The sequence below is a fragment of the Bradyrhizobium sp. Bra64 genome (assembly GCF_024519875.1).
GTDB lineage: Bacteria > Pseudomonadota > Alphaproteobacteria > Rhizobiales > Xanthobacteraceae > Bradyrhizobium > Bradyrhizobium japonicum_G.
The window spans coordinates 491332-508695 of the sequence record NZ_JALJRD010000002.1 but is presented as its reverse complement, the minus strand read 5'-3'; the positions used below and the strand labels follow the sequence as shown (position 1 = coordinate 508695).

The following is a 17364-nucleotide window of genomic DNA, read 5'->3' as shown; positions in this document are numbered from 1 at the left end:
TTCCGTCAGGTGCCCGTAATGTGGTCCGGATCCCACGGATGATGCCGAAACTCTTCTCCGACCCCGATGCGCTCGCGGAGGAGATCGTTCGCGATGTCGGAACCGATCTGGTGGTCGGCCTGCCGCTCGGCCTCGGCAAGGCCTGTCATGTGGTCAACGCCCTCTATGCGCGGGCCTGCGCGGATCCTGACATCAAGCTGACACTGCTCTCGGCGCTGACCTTGGAAAAGCCGAGACCGAAGGGACTGATCGAGCACCGCTTCATCGCGCCCGTGATCGACCGGCTCCTCGGCGGCTATCCCGATCTGGCCTATGCCGACGCGCTGCGCGAGGGGCGGCTGCCGCCCAACATCAAGGTCGCCGAATTTTTCTTTCTCGCAGGGCGCTGGCTGCACGTGCCGGCCGCGCAGCAGAACTACATCTCCGCCAATTACACGCACGCGGCGAGCTATTTGCTGGCGCGCGGACTCAACGTGGTGACGCAACTGGTGGCCAAGCGCGTCGTTGATGGCGTTCCGCGCTACAGCCTGTCCTGCAACACCGATACGACGCTGGATGTGCTGCGTGAGCGCCGCGCCGGGCGTGCGTCGTTCAAGCTGGTTGCGCAGGTGAACTCCGAACTGCCGTTCATGCCGGGTGCGGGTGATCTGGCGGCCGATGAATTCAGTGCGGTGCTGGATAGCGCCGCGACGGACTTTCCGCTCTTTGCGCCGCCGTCGGAGCCGATCTCCAACACCAAATTCGCGATCGGGCTGAATGCGGCATCACTGGTGCGCGACGGCGGCACGCTCCAAATCGGCATCGGGCAGATCGGCGACGCGCTGGCGCAGGGCCTGATCCTGCGCCATCGCGACAGCGGCGCGTTTCGTAGCGTCATGGCCCGGCTGTCACCCGCGCGACCGGCCGTCGCGCAGGAATCCGGCGCCTTCGCCGCGGGCCTCTACGGTGTCAGCGAAATGTTGACCGAGGCCTTCATCGGCCTGATCGAGGCCGACATTCTCAAGCGCTCCGTCGATGGTGTGGTGCTGCACGGCGCTTTTTTCCTCGGTCCAAAATCGTTCTATCGCGCGCTGCGCGAGATGCCGCCGGACCGGATCGCTTGCATTCAGATGATGCCGGTGTCGTTCACCAACGAGCTCTACGGCGAAGAGGAGCGGAAGCGCCGCGCCCGCGTCGATGCGCGCTTCATCAACAACGCCATGATGGCGACGCTTCTCGGCGCGGCCGTCTCCGACGGCCTGGACGACGGGCAGGTGGTGAGCGGCGTCGGCGGGCAGTACAATTTCGTGGCGCAGGCCTTTGCGCTCGAGGGCGCGCGGTCGGTCCTGACGCTCGAGGCGACGCGACATGCCGGCCGCGGGCTCAAATCCAACATTCTCTGGCGCTACGGGCACGAGACCATTCCGCGCCATCTGCGCGACGTCTTCGTCACCGAATATGGCGTCGCCGATCTCAGAGGAAAGTCCGATGCCGATGTGATTGCCGGCATGCTGGCGATCGCGGATTCGCGCTTCCAGGACGAACTGATGCGGGTCGCGAAGGAAGCCGGCAAACTGCCGCGGGACTACGAGATCCCGGCGGCTCATCGCGACAACCATCCCGAGCGGATCGCGGCTGCGCTCAAGCCCGCGCGCGACGCCGGCCTGCTGCCGCCATTTCCGTTCGGCTGCGATTTCACCGAGGTGGAACAGCGCCTCATTCCGGCACTGGAGATCCTGCAAGGCGCGCAACGTTCACCGCGGGCGCTCGCAGGCTTGCTCTGGCAGGGGCTGATCCGAAAAACGGATGCGGCCGACGAGGCATGTCTCGCACGCCTCGGTCTCGATCGCCCCAAAACCTGGCCGGAGCGCGGCTACCGCGCGCTGGTCAGCGCGGCCCTCGCGCAGAGCCGCAACGCCTAAAGCGCGATGAGATTGGGATAAATCGTCATCGCGCTTTAGGTTCTTGTTTGAGCATGATCTTTTCGGAAAACCGCTTCGCACTTTTCCGGATCATGCTCCAGCCGCTTATCGGTTCTTGTTCACCGGCTTGCGCTTCTCGATGAACGCCGCCATGCCCTCTGAACGATCTTCCAGCGCGAAGGTCGAGTGGAACAGGTTGCGCTCGACGCTCATGCCCTCGGCGAGCGTGGTCTCGAAGGCACGGTTGACCGCTTCCTTGGCCATCGCAGCCGCGGGGCGCGACATCGCGGCGATCTTGTCGGCTGCCGCCATCACCTCGTCCATCAGCTTGTCAGCGGGCACGATGCGGCTGACGAGGCCTGAGCGCTCGGCTTCCGCCGCGTCCATCATGCGGCCGGTGAGGCAGAGGTCCATCGCCTTGGACTTGCCGATCGCGCGGGTCAGGCGCTGGGTGCCGCCGATGCCGGGAATGGTGCCGAGCGTGATCTCGGGCTGCCCGAACTTGGCGGTGTCGGCGGCGATGATGAAATCGCACATCATGGCGAGCTCGCAGCCGCCGCCGAGCGCATAGCCGGCGACCGCGGCGATCGTGGGCTTGCGGCAGCGCGCGAGGCGGTCGCCGCCGATCGCGGCAAAGTCCTCGGTGAACATGTCGATGAAGCCCTTCGGCTGCATCTCCTTGATGTCGGCGCCGGCGGCGAAAGCCTTCTCGCTGCCGGTCACGACGATGCAACCGATGGCGCTATCGGCTTCGAGATCGTCGACCGCCGCGGCAATCTCGCGGAAGACGCCGAAAGAGAGAGCATTGAGCAGCTTCGGCCGGTTCAGCTTGATGATGCCGACCGCCCCTTTGCTTTCGACGATGATGTGTTCGAACGTGCTCATGCTCCACCCGCGCTTCTGATTGGGCCGGCAATGTGCCCTCTGGCGCGGTGGGCTTCAAGAGGGCCGGAACGCCCGCGAGGTGCGCGTTCCGGAACTCCCTTGGGCCAGGATCAGGTCGCAGATCAGGCCATGAACATGCGCGCGGCGGAGGCCAGCGTCAGCAGCGTGCCGACGCCGATGAAGATCTTGCCGATCAGTGAGCTCTGGTCCCAGGCCGAACTCTGCTGGCTGCTCGCCATCACCGGAGCCGGCCGCGGTTGCGCGTCGGTTGCGGCAATCACCGCCTTCTGGGCCGCGGGAGTGTCCTGTTGCACGGCGCGGTCGATGTCGTTGAGCTGATCGGGTGCGACGACCTGACTCTCGGCATTCGGCTCGGCGGTATTATCGGCCGCTGCCTGGACGTTGTCGTTGGCGCGGCCCGTCATCGCGGAGGCGGCAGCCGCAGTCGGCGTATCCGTAGCGGCGAGCTGCGCATTGGCGTTGGCGATTTCCGGCGGCATCTGGCCTGAGGCCGGCACGTCACGATCGTCGGGCTTGGCCTCGTCGGCCTTTGCCGCGGCCTCCTTGTCGGCCTTGTCATCGGATTTCTGCGCCGTCTTGGTGCTGTCGCGGTGGCGCGACGTGTGGCGCCGCTGCTTGCCCGGCCTGACCGCGTCGGCCTGTTTGCCCGCGCTGTCCGTTTTGTTGCTTTCGGCTGAACCCGGTGCCGCCTGCACGACGCCCCCGAACAGCAAGAAAAACCCGGCAAGAAGGATCAATGCCGCGCGCCCGCTGGCTTTCATCATGTTGACGATCTCCCCAATTCCGCCCGTCCCGGCAGCGAACAGAGACCCTGAGGCGTGACAACAGCGGGGCAAAAAATGGGAATCTTCTGGCTGGACCGGGCAAAAACGCGGCAAGCGGCTCCCTTTCCGGCCGGCCGCCGGGTGCGGACGGAACCGATCGGTGTTATGAGCCGTCCGAGATCCTGACGGCCGTCTCGGTCCTGAGGCACAGCAGAGATCACGACTTCGTGATCGAGCGGTGCCTGCGTAACAAATTGAAAGAGCGGCCGAATTGCATGGTGAGGGCGCGCGTGCGCGGACGTGAGGACGAATGGACCGGCCTGATGCGGTCGGCCATGGCTGGCGATGACGCGGCCTATCATCGCCTGTTGAGGGCGGTCACGCCGGTGCTGCGCGCAGCCGCAAGACGCGGCCTGGCGCGGGCAGGCCAGCCGCCCGACCAGGCTGAGGATATCGTGCAGGAGATTCTGTTGGCGGTGCATCTGAAGCGGCACACCTGGGACAGCGAAGCCCCGTTCGCGCCCTGGCTGTTTGCGATCGGCCGCAACAAGCTGATCGACGCGCTGCGGCGCCGGGGCAGGCGGATCTTCGTCAACATCGACGATTTCGCCGAGACCCTGCCGGGCGAGGCGCCGGAGCAGACCGCTTCAGCCGGCGAGGTCGCGGCGCAGCTGAGCGCGCTGCCGCAGCGCCAGCGTGACGTGTTGCAGTCGATCGCGGTCGAGGCCGCCTCGATCAAGGATACGGCGGCGAAATATTCGATGAGCGAAGGTGCGGTGCGGGTCGCGCTGCATCGCGGACTTGCGGCGCTGACAGCCAAACTGCGAGACCAATAGTCATGGATACCGATCAACTCATTCGCTCGCTCTCGGCCGACAACGCCCATCGCGCACCGCGCGTCGGCGCGGTGCTGACCATGGCCCTGCTGGTCGCCGCGCCCCTGTCGATCCTGATCTTCGCGACGTTCCTCGGCGTTCGGCCGGACGTGATGAGCGCGATGCACAATCCGTTCTTCGACATGAAGTTCGCCGTGACGCTGTCGCTCGCCATCCCAGCGATCATCGTCAGCCTGCATATGTCGCGGCCCGAAGCGCTGCTGCGCGGCTGGGGCTGGCTGCTGCTGCTGCCGGTCGGGCTGCTCGCGGTTGCGATCGGCAGTGAGGCGATGATGGCGCCGGCCATGCCGATGACGATGCGCTTGATGGGCAAGAACTCCAGGGTGTGCCTGTCAGCGATCCCAGCGATGTCGCTACCGCTGCTTGCGGGGGCGCTGTTCGGCCTGCGCCACGGCGCGCCATCGCGTCCCGCGCTTGCCGGCGCGCTCGCCGGTCTGGTGTCGGCCGGTCTGGCCGCGACGCTGTACGCCTCTCACTGCACCGACGATTCGCCGCTGTTCGTCGCGACCTGGTACACGATCGCGACCGCATTGGTGACGGCAGTGGGAGCGCTCGTGGGCTCGAAAGTCCTGCGGTACTGAAGGCGTTCCGCGCAAATAGTCGTCGCGTCGCATCGCCGCGACTCCCGGGTTTCGCTTAGCCCCATCGCGCTCCGGCCGTTGCCGCCTGACGTCTGCGTCCGCGGCAGCCCTCTGGTCTTCAGGCCGCCGGCGTTGCGCCCTGCTGCATGCGGTGGAAGCGCAGCACCTGTTGTGCGGTCGATGAGCGCAGCGCCTCGTAGGTATCGCGCATCGTCAGCATGTCGGTCTGCGAGCCGCCTGAAAGCTTCTCGCGCATGGCAATGATTGCGCGCACGCTCGGCCACGACATGCCCGCGACCTTGGCGAGGATCATCACGCCCTCGGTGCGGCTCTCGATCATCATGTTCTCGGCGGTATCGACCGTGACACCCGCGAGCGCCGCGAGCCCCGCATTGGCCTCGTCGAACTTGCCCTGCTCTGCGAAGGCGGCGACCTGGAGCTCGTTGAGGCGGCCGTCGTCGTGGAGCGATTTCACCAGCGCGCGCGCCATCTCGGTCTGCCTGGTCATGGCCGCGGTGCGGACCCGCTGGGCCGCTTCCTGGACCACGCTCGACACCTCGTCCGCGAGCTCCGGATGCGCGGCCTCGAGCTTCCTGCGCACGCTCAAGGACGCCTTCGCGACCAGCTTGAGGTAGTGGTGTCGCGGCAGGTCGCGTCGCAGGCCGATGCAGGTGGCGAGGTCGTCGTCGCGCTCGGCCCGCGTGACGAGGTCGGTGAAACTTCCCTCGGACAGCTGCGCGCCGGGATTGCTGACGGTCGATTGCACGACGTCCTCGTTGCCGCGCGTCACCAGCACGTCGGTGAGTGCTTCCGACAGCACCCGCCGCAGCGAGATCGCCTTGAGATGGGCCTGGCCCCTGGTGCGCGCGATCTCGATCAGGGTCGCCTCGTCCAGCCGCTCCGATTTCGACAGCACGGGGCCGGAGACCTCGATCACCTCGTCGAGCGCGAGCGTGCGGATGATCTTCGGCGGCGCAGCCGCGATCGGTGCGAGACGGTCGGCAAGCAGCGCCCTGGCCGAAACCTCGATCTGCTCGATCAGGCATTGGAACACGTCGTCGAACACGCTGACGTGGTCTTCGGAATAGTCCACCGCGTTGCCCACGAAGAGATCGGTGACCCGGCGCAGCGCCTCGACCCGGCGCGCGACGGTGCCGTGGGAGAGCGTGGCCTGCAATTCCTCGAGCAGATTCTCGGCTGTCTTTACGGATTTGGTTTTCATTGCCCTGTCCTGGAGCGTTCGGCCCGATGGCGGCTTATGCCGTGCCGGGAGAAAATGGATTGATCAACTCGTTGCAATGCGGTTGCGCCCTTGTGCCTTGGCGGAATAGAGCGCGCTGTCGGCGCGCGCGAGAAACGTGTCGGCAGTATCAGCGTCGCGCAGCGTCACGACGCCCGCGGAAATGGTCACGCGCATGCCCGGGGAGAATGCGCTCCAGTCGAGATCGGCAACGATGCCACGCAGCCGATCGAGCATGCGCGACGCCGCCTCGCCGTCCGTGCCCGGCAGCAGCAGCAGGAATTCCTCTCCCCCGTAGCGGCCGAAGCTGTCGGCCGGGCGAATGTTGGCGAAAAAGGTGATCGCGAAGGTGCGCAGCACCTCGTCGCCGACGGGATGGCCGTGGGCGTCGTTGATGCGCTTGAACCAGTCGAGATCGATCAGTGCGATCGCGCAAGGCGTCGATGCCCGCCTTGATTTTTCGATCTCGGCGTCGAGAAGCCGCATGATGCAGCGGCGGTTGTAGGAGCCGGTGAGCTCGTCGAGCTCCGCCAATTCCTCGATGCGCTGATAGGCGGCCTTCAGTTCGATGCTGCGCTGGTACAGGATCTTGCGCAGCGTGGCGCCGAACAGGCCGAGGAAGGCGCACTGGCCGATCACCAGCACGAAGCACAGCATCGAGGCGGTTCGCTGCAGACTCGTTGCAACGGGCATGCCGATCGGCAGGTCGGAGGCGAGGAAGACGGTGGCGAGGCCGGCGGTCGCGATCGCCCAGGTCAGCATCGCCTGCGCCGAGGTCATGCGCAGCGTACCGAAGGCGAAGATCAGGAACAGCACGCTGATGAAGGCGACGCCGACGGTCGGCACCGACAGCAGAAACACGAATTGCAGCGCCATATGCGCCGAAATCTGGAACACGGTCAGATAGTGGTCGGTGAATCTGTCGCCGACGCCGGCTTCCGACAGCACGGCGAAGGTGCCGATGATCAGTAGCCCGCCGAACCAGAACAGCGAGGCAACGTCGATCGAGATCGCACCGTCAAAAGCGTAGACCAGCAGGACGGAGGCGCCGAGCGAATAGCTCGCCACCTGGCCGATATACATCTGGCGGCGCTGCCGGATCCGGCGCGCCAGCACTTCGGGCGCCGCCGCCTCGGGCGTGAGGACGAGATCCGCGACCTCAGCGGCATTCCTCTCCGGAAAGGACGTCGCGGCCGTGTTCATGGTCCCGCCAATGGTCGATCTCAGCCCAAAAATCTACGTGGCAAGCCTTTAGGTTTGGTATCCTTCGAAACCGAATCCGCACTGTGCAGCGCGGGACGGGGACGCCTGTGCCGGCAAAGTAATTTGCCGGCGATTAGGCATTGTGTGCGGTGCAGTCGAGCCAAAGCGGGGCTTGGCGAGACATACATCGTGCAGGGCTGCTATGGTTCCATGCTCGTCGGGCCGTCTGCGCTGGACGGCATTGCGCAGGAAAGTGCTCCATTACTATGTTACCGTTCTTGAGCGAGGCGACCGGCCGCCGGGGGTGGCAAAAGGAAAAATCTCGTATGTGGGGTAGATCACACAGGCCCCCGTATGACTGCGGTAGATTGAAGAATTTACCTTCTCCCGTCGAACCGTCTGCCGCATCGACCCGACCAACCTTGCGAGACGGCCTTTGAGCGTGACCCAGGCGGCTTCGGACGAGGTCCTGATCGCCAGGATCGCTCAAGGCGACCGGCTCGCCATGCAGGTGCTGTACGGGCGGCACCATGTCAGGGTGTATCGGTTCGGCCTCCGGCTCGTGCGGGACGAGCAGGCGGCGGAAGACCTCATCAGCGAGGTGTTTCTCGACGTCTGGCGTCAAGCCGGCAAGTTCGAGGGCCGGTCCGCCGTTTCCACCTGGCTGCTGGCAATCACCCGATTCAAGGCCCTGTCTGCGCTTCGGCGCAGGAAGGACGTTGGGTTGGACGACGAAGCCGCGAACGCGATCGAGGATACGTCCGACGATCCGGAAACGGTGGTGCAGAAGAAGGATACCAGTGAAGCGTTGCGGGAGTGTCTGACGGGCCTCTCGCCTGACCATCGGGAAATCGTCGATCTCGTCTACTACCACGAGAAGTCCGTGGAAGAGGTGGCCGAAATCGTTGGCATTCCGGAGAACACTGTGAAGACGCGCTTGTTCTATGCGCGCAAGAAATTGGCCGAACTGCTGAAGGCAGCCGGCATTGAGCGAGGCTGGCCATGATGGCGTTGAGCAAGAAGATGCTGGAGCAAGAGCCCAGTGAGATCGAACTGCTGCTGCCCTGGCATGCCGCCGGCACGCTGAACGCGCGTGACGCGCGCCGTGTCGAGGAAGCGCTGGCGAATGATCCGGCGCTCGCCAGGCAATATGCCGCGATCCGCGGCGAGTACGAAGAGACCATCCATCTGAACGAGAGCCTGGGCGCCCCTTCGGCGCGCGCGATGCAGAAGCTGTTCGCCGCGATCGACGCGGAGCCGGCGCGACCGGTCGGTTCGCTGCCGCTCTCGGCGCGCATTGCGACCTTCTTCTCGAGCCTGTCGCCGCGCACGCTGGCCTGGTCGGCGAGCCTCGGTGCCATCGCGCTGCTGGTGCAGGCCGGCATCATCGGTGCCGTTCTGATGAAGACCCAGCCCGCGACCTTCCAGACCGCCTCGCTCTCGACCAGCGCGCCGCTCACGCGCGAGCTCGGGGCAGCCGCGCCGGCGCGGGCGTTGGTGCGCTTCACGCCCGAGGCGCGTGTCGCCGACATCACAGCGCTGCTCGACAGCTACCAGGCGTCGATTATCGGGGATGCCAAGGGTGGCATGTTCCGTCTCCAGTTCGACAAGGCGATGGGTCAGGACGAGCTTGCCTCGCTGCTCGGAAAAATGTCGCGCGAGAAGTTCGTCAATCTGGCCGTCGCGGCGCCGTAAGGCGTCGCTGCACCGATGATGCGCAAGTCCGAAAGCCAACTGCGCGCCGGGGCCTTCGCGTCCTCGGTTGGAGCCGCGCTGCTGCTCGCCGCCTGTCTCGGCTTCGAGGTCGCGCAGGCGCAGGCGATCATGCGCACGCCCACGATCAGCGTCCCCACGCGCACGCCGACCATCTCTCCCAGTATCGCCGCGCGGGCCGTCGCTGTCGCCCCTGGACCGCGGGCTATCCCCGCGATCCCGCATACCACCAGCATAGGCCGAATGGGGGCACCGGTGCTGCCCTATGCGCGCTATTCGCCGAACCTCTATCCGTCCTGCTCCGCGCCTTATCGCGACGGCGACGGCGAGTGCCTTGGCCAGCCGAATGCCGGTGGTGACGGCACTGGCAAATCCGGCAAGAAGAGCGCCGGCAAGGGGAGGGGCAACACCACGCCGGTCGCCGTGAACCCGCGCACCTTCGCAGGCGAATTCGTCGCCGAGATCGACGGCGCGCTGTCGGTGACCGAGGCCGACGAGCTTGCGCGACGCCACGGTTTGACGCGCGTCTTCTCCGAGAATTTCCCGCTGATCGGGGCCACGTTCGGACTGTTCCGTATCACCGACGGCCGGCCCGCCGAGACGGTGCGGCGCGAATTCGCTGCCGAGGGCGGCGTGCGGTCGGTCCAGCCGAACTTCCGCTACGTGCTGCAGGACCAGAAATCGTCGGTGCCGACCGAGGGAGATCCCGCGCAATATGCGCTGGCCAAGCTACGCCTGCCACAGGCGCATGCGCTGGCGCACGGCGCAAATGTGACGGTTGCCGTGATCGACTCCGGAATCGACGCCAATCACCCCGAGCTTGCGCATTCCATCGCCGACAATTTCGATGCGCTCGGCAGCACCGAGGGCCCGCACGTTCACGGCACCGGCATCGCCGGCGCCATCGTGGCCCATGCCAAGCTGATGGGCAGCGCGCCCGAGGCGCGCATCATCGCCATCCGCGCCTTCGGCGGCACCAACTCCGGGGCCCAGAGCTCATCCTACATCATCCTGCGCTCGCTGAACTATGCCGCCGAGCATGGCGCGCAGATCGTCAATATGAGCTTTGCCGGTCCGAAGGACGCGGTGATCGAGCGGGCTATCGCGGCGACCGCTGCGCGCGGCCTGGTGCTGATCGCCGCCGCCGGCAATGCCGGCGCGAAGTCGCCGCCGCTTTATCCCGCCGCCAATCCCAACGTGATCGCGGTCAGCGCGACCGACCAGCAGGACAGGCTGTTCACCGCCTCCAACCGGGGCAACTACATCGCGGTCGCGGCGCCTGGCGTCGACATTTTCCTGCCGGCGCCCGACGGCAAATACCAGATGACGTCGGGCACCTCGTTCTCCGCCGCCTATGTCTCCGGCGTCGCGGCGCTGCTGCTCGAGCGCAACTACGCCTTGAAGCCGGAAGCGCTGCGCATCACGCTGGCGAAGACCGCGCGCGACCTCGGCTCGCCCGGGCGTGACGATCTCTTCGGCGACGGCGAGGCCGATGCGTTTGCCGCGGTCATGGCCGTTCCGGCCGATAGCGCGACGCCCGTTGCCGCCGCATCCGGTACAACTAAACGTGAAGATATCGAGAAGCGTCGCGACGAGCCTAGTATGCGCGCAATCGAACAACCCTCGCTGTCGAGCGCAGGCGATAAATCCGCGATTTCTCAGGCGGATAGGCCGGCGGCGCGATAGCGGCTGCGACAAGATTGCGCGCCGCGCGACGGTCGAAAAATCAACCTCCACATTGAACGTTCAGCCTGCTGCCACGACCAAATTATGTGGGAGCGGTCATCCCTCCCCATAAGTCATATCAGGCGCGAGCGCCCATCCACCCCAAGCGCCCATATGGCTCGACCCGTCCGGTTGTCCCCCCGGACGGGTCTTTTCTTTTGGGGGTCTGATTTCTTGAATCTCTGCGCGCGATCAGCTTCCGGTTGAGAGATTGCGGCTGTGCTGATCGCAGCCGTCGCTCGGGTGCGCCGCAAGTGAGTCATGCTTGTGTGAAGCTTGACTCGCAAATGCCTGAAATCTCCGCACGACTACGGTGTTTTGTGACGAAGGCCGTGTCGTTGCTGGACAAGTCAAAACTTTTCCACAAAATATTCATGTCGCGTCTAAATTGATTCGTCTGCGTTGCGTCGCGTCCGTATTTTCTCCTGACGGGCTGACTTATGACACATCGCCAAGGGGCTGTTCGCGACGTGGCCGACGGCCGCGACATTGCGGCGCGCTGGTGCGCTCTTGCCGAGCAGAGGCTCGAGCATCTTTCCGAGATGTTCGAGACCGGACGCTGGCGCCGCTATCACTCCGAGATCGCATTCCTTGAAAACATCCAGGAAGCCAAGCGCGCCGTCCAGACCTGGCGCGCGCTTGCCACCGGTTCGGACGTCGCCGCGGCGGCTGCGAGCGTGTCGCCCGCATTCGGCTGGTCGCCCGCGACGATGCCCCGCATGTCTCCGCGCGAGCAAGAGGCGCAGGTCATGCAGCCGAAGGCCGTGCACATCGCCCCCGAGACCGCCGTGCCGGTCGCGCTCGATCGCACTCCGAACGTGCTCGCTGAAATCACCGAAGCCCCGATCGCGCCGCGTGCCGCGCCCCCTGCAATGGCACCCGTCACCGCACCAATTGTGACGGCGCCGCCCACCGTGCCTGCGGCGATGGCAACGCTTCTGCCGCAGTTCTCGCCGCCGGCAGCCGAAATCGTCGCAGCCCCCGAACGCGTCGTCGAATTCACCCTCAGCCTCGACGGCCTGGAGGCGAAATACCCGCTGCTGAGGAACGCGTTCTAAGGGTTCGGCGGGCGAGAGGCGGCACCTATCGCCGCACCGCATTCCCGCCGACCACCACCTGCGCGAACCGCTGCGCGCCGTCCGCCGACAGATCAGATGTCACGGCGCGCGCATGATCGAGCCCGACCACGGCGCCGCGCGGGGTTTCCGAGATCATGTTGTTGTTGACGAGCGCGGTGCCGGCGCCCGGCACCACGGAGACGCCGACACCGGCTAGCGCCTTGCGGATCACGTTGCCGGTGATGGCGACGTCGCGCAGATACTTGCCCCAGCCGGCGACGATGCCGTAGGACGGCGCGTTCTCGATCACGTTGCCGGTCACCGTCGAATCCGCCTCGATGTAGATGCCGACGCCGGCATCGTCGTCGGGCGCGGTGCCGATCGGCCGCTTCGGGATCAAATTGCGGATGATGTTGCCCTGGACCACGGCGATGCGGCCGCCCTCGTTGAAATTGCAGACGGAGACGCCGACGGCGGCGCCGTCCACCGTATTGTTCGCGATCACGGCGGCTTCGAACGAAAATTCGGAATACAGCGCGACCTCGCGCACGTCGCTGACGCTGTTGCCGGTGATGTGGATGTTGGAGGCCGAATTGCCGCGCACCGCCGAGTAATCGCAGTTCCTGATGCGGTTGCCGCGCACGATCACGTTGCCGGCCCGGAAGGCGTTGATGGCGTTGCCATACTGGCCGGAGCCGCCGGGACCGGCCTTGATGTCCTCGATGCGGTTGTCAATGACCAGCGTCCCGTCATCACCGATCGCGGTGCGCAGGATCTCGATGCCGTTGTCGTTGGTGCCGGTGATGGTGTTGCGCGAGACGCAGAGGCCCCGCGCGTCGAACGAGACCACCGCCGTCACGGCGATGTTGGTGAAAACGTTGCCGGAGATGTCGCCCGAGACCTGCTCGAGCCAGATACCGCTGCCGCCGGAGCCGGTGATCTCGCAATCGGTGATGCGGACGTCGCGCCCACCGAGCACCTGGATCAGGCCGCGTCGCGTCGGCAGCGGAATGCCGCCGCCGTCGAAGGTGATGCCGGTGAGGCCAATCGAGTCCGAACCGTCGCTCTGGATCGCGGAGGCGCCGCCCGTGAAGACGAGTTTTGTGGCACCGCGCACGCCAATCAGCTGCGCGCCATTCGGAAGCCGTAGCAGCCCAGCACGGTAGATTCCGGGCGGGAGCGCCAGTGGCATCTGCGCACGCGCGGCCTCGTCGATCGCGCGCTGGAGTGCGCGGGTCTGGTCCTCGCTGCTGCCGGGTCGCACACCATATTGGGTCGCGTCGCGGCCGAGCAGGGACGTCAGCGGCGCCGCGCGCGCAGCGTCGGCAGGCATGGCCAGCGCGCCGGCGATGCCTGCGGTGGAAGCTCCGATGAGATGACGGCGATTGAGGTCCATGATGCGTCCTCCGGCGGACGCGGGGGGTCCGCAGCGGTTAGGTAGCGCAGGGCGGCAGAGGACGTGGGGATTGTTCGCGGTAGGGTTAAATGTTTACCCCAGTGAAGCACGCCCCTTCCGTGCCAATTGCACCATCTCCATCAGCATTGCTTCGCCGGCATCCACCAGCTCGTCCAGCGTGATCCGAGGTGCGCCCTTGCGCCGCACCGCGCCGCTTCGCGCAAGCAGGGGAATATGGATGAACGCCGCGAGCTGCGGTCCGCCTGCCTTCACCTGCTCGATCGCACGCCAGCTCAGATAGTTGCAGAGATAGGCGCCGGCATCGCGCGAGGCGCGGGCGTCGATGCCGGTGAGGCGCGCCGCGCGCAGCAGCCTTGCCGTGTGCGGGCCGAACGTCATCGCGTCCGCACGGCCGGCGATGCCGCGCTTGCTCGATCGGGTGTTGGCGGCATCGGGCCAGAGCATGGTAACGGCGTTGCGCGCGCGGGTCTCGATGCGCAGGTAAGACGTGCGCGCGGCGAGGCCGAACATCAGCAGCGCATCCGGCTTCTGTTTCGCGAGCACCTCGGGCAATTGCCGGTCGACGGCGCCATAGGTCACCGGGAAGATGTGGCTCGCGATCGCGACATCGTCGAGGGCCGGACGGCGCAGCTGCGTCAGTCGCGCCACCAGCGGCTGGGTTGGATTGTACGGCGCGCCGGGAAACGGCCCGAAGCCGGTGAGGAGAATGCGGAGCTTTTCGCTCATTGCAGCAACTCCAGAATCTGCTCGGCGGCAATCGCCGGCGTGAGATGGCCATCGGCCACTTCAGTCTCGATCTTCCTGACCTTCGTCCGCACCGATGCCTCGCTGCGCAGCCGCGCCAGCATGCGCTGCTCCAGCATCGACCACATCCACTTCACTTGCTGCTCGCGTCGCCGTGCGGCGAATTCGCCGGACGCGTTCATCGCCTTGCGGTGATCCAGGACCTTCTGCCAAAGCTCGGCGATGCCGGTGCCGGCCAGTGCCGAATAGGTGACGACAGGCGGATGCCAGTGTTCGGAGCGGGGGCTGAGGATATGCAGCGCGCCGCGATAGTCGGCGGCGGTGATGTTGGCGCGCTTGAGATTGTCGCCGTCGGCCTTGTTGATAGCGATCATGTCGGCGAGCTCGACCAGGCCCTTCTTGATGCCCTGCAGCTCATCGCCGCCGCCTGGCAGCATCAAGGCGAGGAAGAAATCGGTCATATCGCAGACCGCCGTCTCGGACTGGCCGATGCCGACGGTCTCGACCAGCACGACGTCGAAGCCGGCGGCTTCGCAGAGCAGCATCGCCTCGCGCGTCTTCGCAGCGACGCCGCCGAGCGTGCCCGACGACGGCGAGGGGCGGATGAAGGCGTTGTCGGAGGCGGATAGCCGCGCCATCCGCGTCTTGTCGCCGAGGATCGAGCCGCCGCTGCGCGCCGAGGATGGGTCGACCGCGAGCACCGCGACCTTGTGGCCGTGCTCGATCAGGTGAGTGCCGAGTACATCGATGGTAGTGGACTTGCCGACACCGGGCGAGCCGGTGATGCCGACGCGGACCGCCTTGCCGGTGTCGGGCAGCAGCATCTGCACCAGCTCCCGCGCCAGCGCCTGGTGGTCGCCGCGCCGGCTCTCCACCAGCGTGATCGCCCGGGCAAGGGCCGCGCGACTGCCGGAGCGGAGGTCGCGGGCGAGGGATTTGATGTCCAGCGAAGCTTTCTTCTCAACCATGCCCTGCTTTACAACGCCCCGGCGGAGCAGGCGAGGGCCGCTCGGCTGCTGTCGTGGGCCCGAGTGTTCGGGAATGAGGGTGGCTCTACTCCGCCGCCTCGCTATGCCCGAGCCGGGCGTTCAGCTTGCGGATCAGCTCCTCGGCCGCGTCCGCGATGACCGTGCCTGGCGGGAAGATCGCCTCCGCCCCGGCGGCGTAGAGCGCGTCGTAATCCTGCGGCGGCACCACGCCGCCGACGATGATCATGATGTCGTCGCGGCCCTGCTTCTTCAGCGCGGCCTTCAGCTCCGGCACGGCGGTGAGGTGGGCGGCGGCCAGCGAGGAGACGCCGAGGATGTGGACGTCGTTCTCGACGGCCTGTCGCGCGGCTTCGTCCGCCGTGGCAAACAGCGGCCCGATGTCGACGTCGAACCCGATATCGGCAAACGCGGACGCAATCACCTTCTGGCCGCGGTCGTGGCCGTCCTGGCCGATCTTGGCCACCAGGATGCGCGGCCGGCGGCCTTCCGCCTCCTCGAAGGTATCGATCAGCGCCTGAACCTTCTCGACCTGGTTGCCCATGGTGGACGCCTCCCGCTTGTAGACGCCGGTGATGGACTTGATCTCGGCACGGTGCCGGCCGAACACCTTCTCCATCGCGTCCGAAATCTCGCCGACGGTCGCCTTCGCGCGCGCAGCGTCGATGGCCAGCGCGAGCAGATTGCCGTTGCCTTCGCCGGCCGAGCGCGTCAGCGCGGCGAGCGCGGCATCGACGTCCTTCTGGCTGCGCTCTGACTTCAGCCGTGTCAGCTTGTCGATCTGGAGCCGGCGGACATTGGTGTTGTCGACCTTGAGGATGTCGATGGGAGCCTCATCCGTCGGCTTGTACTTGTTGACGCCGATCACCGCCTGCTTGCCGGCATCGATCCGGGCCTGGGTCTTGGCCGAGGCCTCCTCGATGCGCAGCTTGGGCACGCCGGCCTCGATGGCCTTGGCCATGCCGCCGAGCTCCTCGACCTCCTGGATATGGCTCCAGGCCTTCGCGGCGAGATCGCGCGTCAGCCGCTCGACATAATACGAGCCACCCCAGGGATCGATGACGCGGGTGGTACCGCTCTCCTGCTGCAGGAAGAGCTGGGTGTTGCGGGCGATGCGCGCCGAGAAATCGGTCGGCAGCGCGAGCGCTTCGTCGAGCGCATTGGTGTGCAGCGACTGGGTATGGCCTTGCGTCGCCGCCATCGCCTCCACGGTCGTGCGCATCACGTTGTTGAACACGTCCTGCGCGGTCAGCGACCAGCCTGAAGTCTGGCTGTGCGTGCGCAGCGACAGCGAGCGCGGGTCCTTCGGGTTGAACGGCTTCAGCAGCTTGGCCCAGAGCAGGCGCGCGGCGCGCAGCTTGGCGACCTCCATGAAGAAGTTCATGCCGATCGCCCAGAAGAACGACAGCCGCGGCGCGAAGCGGTCGACGTCCAGGCCGGCCGCAAGCCCGGCGCGAAGATATTCGACACCGTCGGCGAGCGTATAGGCGAGCTCGAGATCCTGCGTCGCGCCGGCCTCCTGCATGTGATAGCCGGAGATGGAAATGGAGTTGTATTTCGGCATCTTCTGCGAGGTGTAGGCGAAGATGTCCGAGATGATCCGCATCGAGGGCGCGGGCGGATAGATGTAGGTGTTGCGCACCATGAACTCTTTCAGAATGTCGTTCTGAATGGTGCCCGAGAGCTTTTCCGGCGCCACGCCCTGTTCGCCCGCGGCAGCGACGTAGAGCGCGAGGATCGGCAGCACCGCGCCGTTCATGGTCATGGACACGCTCATCTGGTCGAGCGGAATCCCCGCGAACAGCGTGCGCATGTCGTAGATGGAATCGATAGCAACGCCGGCCATGCCGACGTCGCCGCCGACGCGCGGATGATCGCTGTCATAGCCGCGATGGGTGGCGAGATCGAAGGCGACCGAAAGGCCCTTCTGTCCGGCAGCCAGGTTGCGGCGGTAGAACGCGTTGGAATCCTCCGCCGTGGAGAAACCGGCATATTGCCTGACGGTCCAGGGCTGGTTGACATACATGGTCGGGTAGGGGCCGCGCAGATAGGGCGCGATGCCCGGATAGGTGTCGAGGAAATCGAGCCCGGCCAGATCGGCCTCGCCATAGGCTGATTTCACCAGGATGCCCTCGGGTGTCAGCCACGGTTCGGCGCTGCCTGACGGCGCGGCGGTGGCGATGCGCTCGAAGGCGACGTCGGCGAAATTGGGAATGCGGCTCATGGTTTC

Annotated in this window: 15 protein-coding genes; 7 read left to right on the top strand and 8 right to left on the bottom strand. The window is 66.1% G+C overall.

The genetic code is table 11. The features are described from left to right. Positions 1 to 41 precede the first annotated feature (41 nt). Positions 42 to 1901: an acetyl-CoA hydrolase/transferase C-terminal domain-containing protein gene (locus NR187_RS09935; RefSeq protein ID WP_256806577.1), complete on the top strand. Its 1860-nt coding sequence runs from the start codon at positions 42 to 44 to the stop codon at positions 1899 to 1901. A gap of 105 nt (positions 1902 to 2006) precedes the next feature. Here NR187_RS09935 and NR187_RS09930 read toward each other — a convergent pair whose 3' ends face one another. Next, positions 2007 to 2786: an enoyl-CoA hydratase gene (locus tag NR187_RS09930; protein WP_256806364.1), complete on the bottom strand. Its 780-nt coding sequence runs from the start codon at positions 2784 to 2786 to the stop codon at positions 2007 to 2009. A 122-nt stretch (positions 2787 to 2908) separates the two neighbouring features. After that, positions 2909 to 3571 (bottom strand): hypothetical protein, encoded by a 663-nt coding sequence (locus NR187_RS09925; RefSeq protein WP_256806363.1) that lies wholly within the window; start codon positions 3569 to 3571, stop codon positions 2909 to 2911. Positions 3572 to 3861: 290 nt separating this feature from the next. Here NR187_RS09925 and NR187_RS09920 point away from each other — a divergent pair, with 290 nt between their 5' ends. Further along, the gene (locus NR187_RS09920; RefSeq protein ID WP_211382881.1) at positions 3862 to 4407 is read left to right on the top strand and encodes a sigma-70 family RNA polymerase sigma factor; all 546 of its coding nucleotides are present in this window, start codon (positions 3862 to 3864) and stop codon (positions 4405 to 4407) included. A gap of 2 nt (positions 4408 to 4409) precedes the next feature. Continuing rightward, positions 4410 to 5048 carry an NrsF family protein gene (locus tag NR187_RS09915; protein WP_211382882.1) on the top strand — a complete coding sequence of 213 codons (639 nt, stop codon included), beginning with the start codon at positions 4410 to 4412 and terminating at the stop codon, positions 5046 to 5048. 118 nt (positions 5049 to 5166) lie between these two features. On the opposite strand, the gene NR187_RS09910 is transcribed toward NR187_RS09915, so the two are convergent. After that, on the bottom strand, positions 5167 to 6270 hold the full coding sequence (locus NR187_RS09910) for a DUF2336 domain-containing protein (RefSeq protein WP_211382883.1): 1104 nt from the start codon (positions 6268 to 6270) through the stop codon (positions 5167 to 5169). Positions 6271 to 6333: 63 nt separating this feature from the next. Continuing rightward, entirely contained in the window at positions 6334 to 7491 is a 1158-nt protein-coding gene (locus NR187_RS09905) for a GGDEF domain-containing protein (protein ID WP_256806362.1), read from the bottom strand. A gap of 436 nt (positions 7492 to 7927) precedes the next feature. Between NR187_RS09905 and NR187_RS09900 the strand changes: the two genes are divergently transcribed. The 4 genes from NR187_RS09900 (at position 7928) to NR187_RS09885 (ending at position 11987) form a co-directional block, all read left to right on the top strand. Continuing rightward, positions 7928 to 8497, top strand: coding sequence for a sigma-70 family RNA polymerase sigma factor (locus tag NR187_RS09900; RefSeq protein ID WP_256806361.1), 570 nt, complete (start codon positions 7928 to 7930; stop codon positions 8495 to 8497). Then, on the top strand, positions 8494 to 9186 hold the full coding sequence (locus tag NR187_RS09895) for a hypothetical protein (RefSeq protein WP_211382886.1): 693 nt from the start codon (positions 8494 to 8496) through the stop codon (positions 9184 to 9186). The genes NR187_RS09900 and NR187_RS09895 overlap by 4 nt, the downstream gene beginning before the upstream one ends. A gap of 15 nt (positions 9187 to 9201) precedes the next feature. Further along, positions 9202 to 10890 carry a S8 family serine peptidase gene (locus NR187_RS09890; protein WP_256806360.1) on the top strand — a complete coding sequence of 563 codons (1689 nt, stop codon included), beginning with the start codon at positions 9202 to 9204 and terminating at the stop codon, positions 10888 to 10890. 509 nt (positions 10891 to 11399) lie between these two features. Beyond that, positions 11400 to 11987: a TIGR03809 family protein gene (locus NR187_RS09885; RefSeq protein ID WP_372703055.1), complete on the top strand. Its 588-nt coding sequence runs from the start codon at positions 11400 to 11402 to the stop codon at positions 11985 to 11987. Between the two features lie 25 nt (positions 11988 to 12012). Here the strand turns inward: NR187_RS09885 and NR187_RS09880 are convergent, their stop codons facing one another. The 4 genes from NR187_RS09880 to scpA form a co-directional block, all read right to left on the bottom strand. Then, entirely contained in the window at positions 12013 to 13383 is a 1371-nt protein-coding gene (locus NR187_RS09880; protein WP_256806358.1) for a TIGR03808 family TAT-translocated repetitive protein, read from the bottom strand. A gap of 93 nt (positions 13384 to 13476) precedes the next feature. Continuing rightward, on the bottom strand, positions 13477 to 14130 hold the full coding sequence (locus NR187_RS09875) for a pyroglutamyl-peptidase I (protein WP_211382890.1): 654 nt from the start codon (positions 14128 to 14130) through the stop codon (positions 13477 to 13479). Further along, positions 14127 to 15116 (bottom strand): methylmalonyl Co-A mutase-associated GTPase MeaB, encoded by a 990-nt coding sequence (meaB, locus tag NR187_RS09870; RefSeq protein WP_211382891.1) that lies wholly within the window; start codon positions 15114 to 15116, stop codon positions 14127 to 14129. Before meaB ends, NR187_RS09875 begins: the two co-directional genes overlap by 4 nt. An 85-nt stretch (positions 15117 to 15201) precedes the next feature. Beyond that, positions 15202 to 17358: a methylmalonyl-CoA mutase gene (gene scpA, locus NR187_RS09865; RefSeq protein ID WP_256806575.1), complete on the bottom strand. Its 2157-nt coding sequence runs from the start codon at positions 17356 to 17358 to the stop codon at positions 15202 to 15204. Positions 17359 to 17364 lie beyond the last annotated feature (6 nt).

Bases quoted from the DNA above. Each gene is read 5' to 3' on its own strand.
- NR187_RS09935 (WP_256806577.1), top strand. From the start codon at position 42: ATGCCGAAACTCTTCTCCGACCCCGATGCGCTCGCGGAGGAGATCGTT.
- NR187_RS09875 (WP_211382890.1), bottom strand. From the start codon at position 14,130: ATGAGCGAAAAGCTCCGCATTCTCCTCACCGGCTTCGGGCCGTTTCCC.
- NR187_RS09915 (WP_211382882.1), top strand. From the start codon at position 4,410: ATGGATACCGATCAACTCATTCGCTCGCTCTCGGCCGACAACGCCCAT.
- NR187_RS09895 (WP_211382886.1), top strand. From the start codon at position 8,494: ATGATGGCGTTGAGCAAGAAGATGCTGGAGCAAGAGCCCAGTGAGATC.
- meaB (WP_211382891.1), bottom strand. From the start codon at position 15,116: ATGGTTGAGAAGAAAGCTTCGCTGGACATCAAATCCCTCGCCCGCGAC.
- NR187_RS09905 (WP_256806362.1), bottom strand. From the start codon at position 7,491: ATGAACACGGCCGCGACGTCCTTTCCGGAGAGGAATGCCGCTGAGGTC.
- NR187_RS09925 (WP_256806363.1), bottom strand. From the start codon at position 3,571: ATGATGAAAGCCAGCGGGCGCGCGGCATTGATCCTTCTTGCCGGGTTT.
- NR187_RS09880 (WP_256806358.1), bottom strand. From the start codon at position 13,383: ATGGACCTCAATCGCCGTCATCTCATCGGAGCTTCCACCGCAGGCATC.
- NR187_RS09910 (WP_211382883.1), bottom strand. From the start codon at position 6,270: ATGAAAACCAAATCCGTAAAGACAGCCGAGAATCTGCTCGAGGAATTG.
- NR187_RS09890 (WP_256806360.1), top strand. From the start codon at position 9,202: ATGATGCGCAAGTCCGAAAGCCAACTGCGCGCCGGGGCCTTCGCGTCC.
- scpA (WP_256806575.1), bottom strand. From the start codon at position 17,358: ATGAGCCGCATTCCCAATTTCGCCGACGTCGCCTTCGAGCGCATCGCC.
- NR187_RS09930 (WP_256806364.1), bottom strand. From the start codon at position 2,786: ATGAGCACGTTCGAACACATCATCGTCGAAAGCAAAGGGGCGGTCGGC.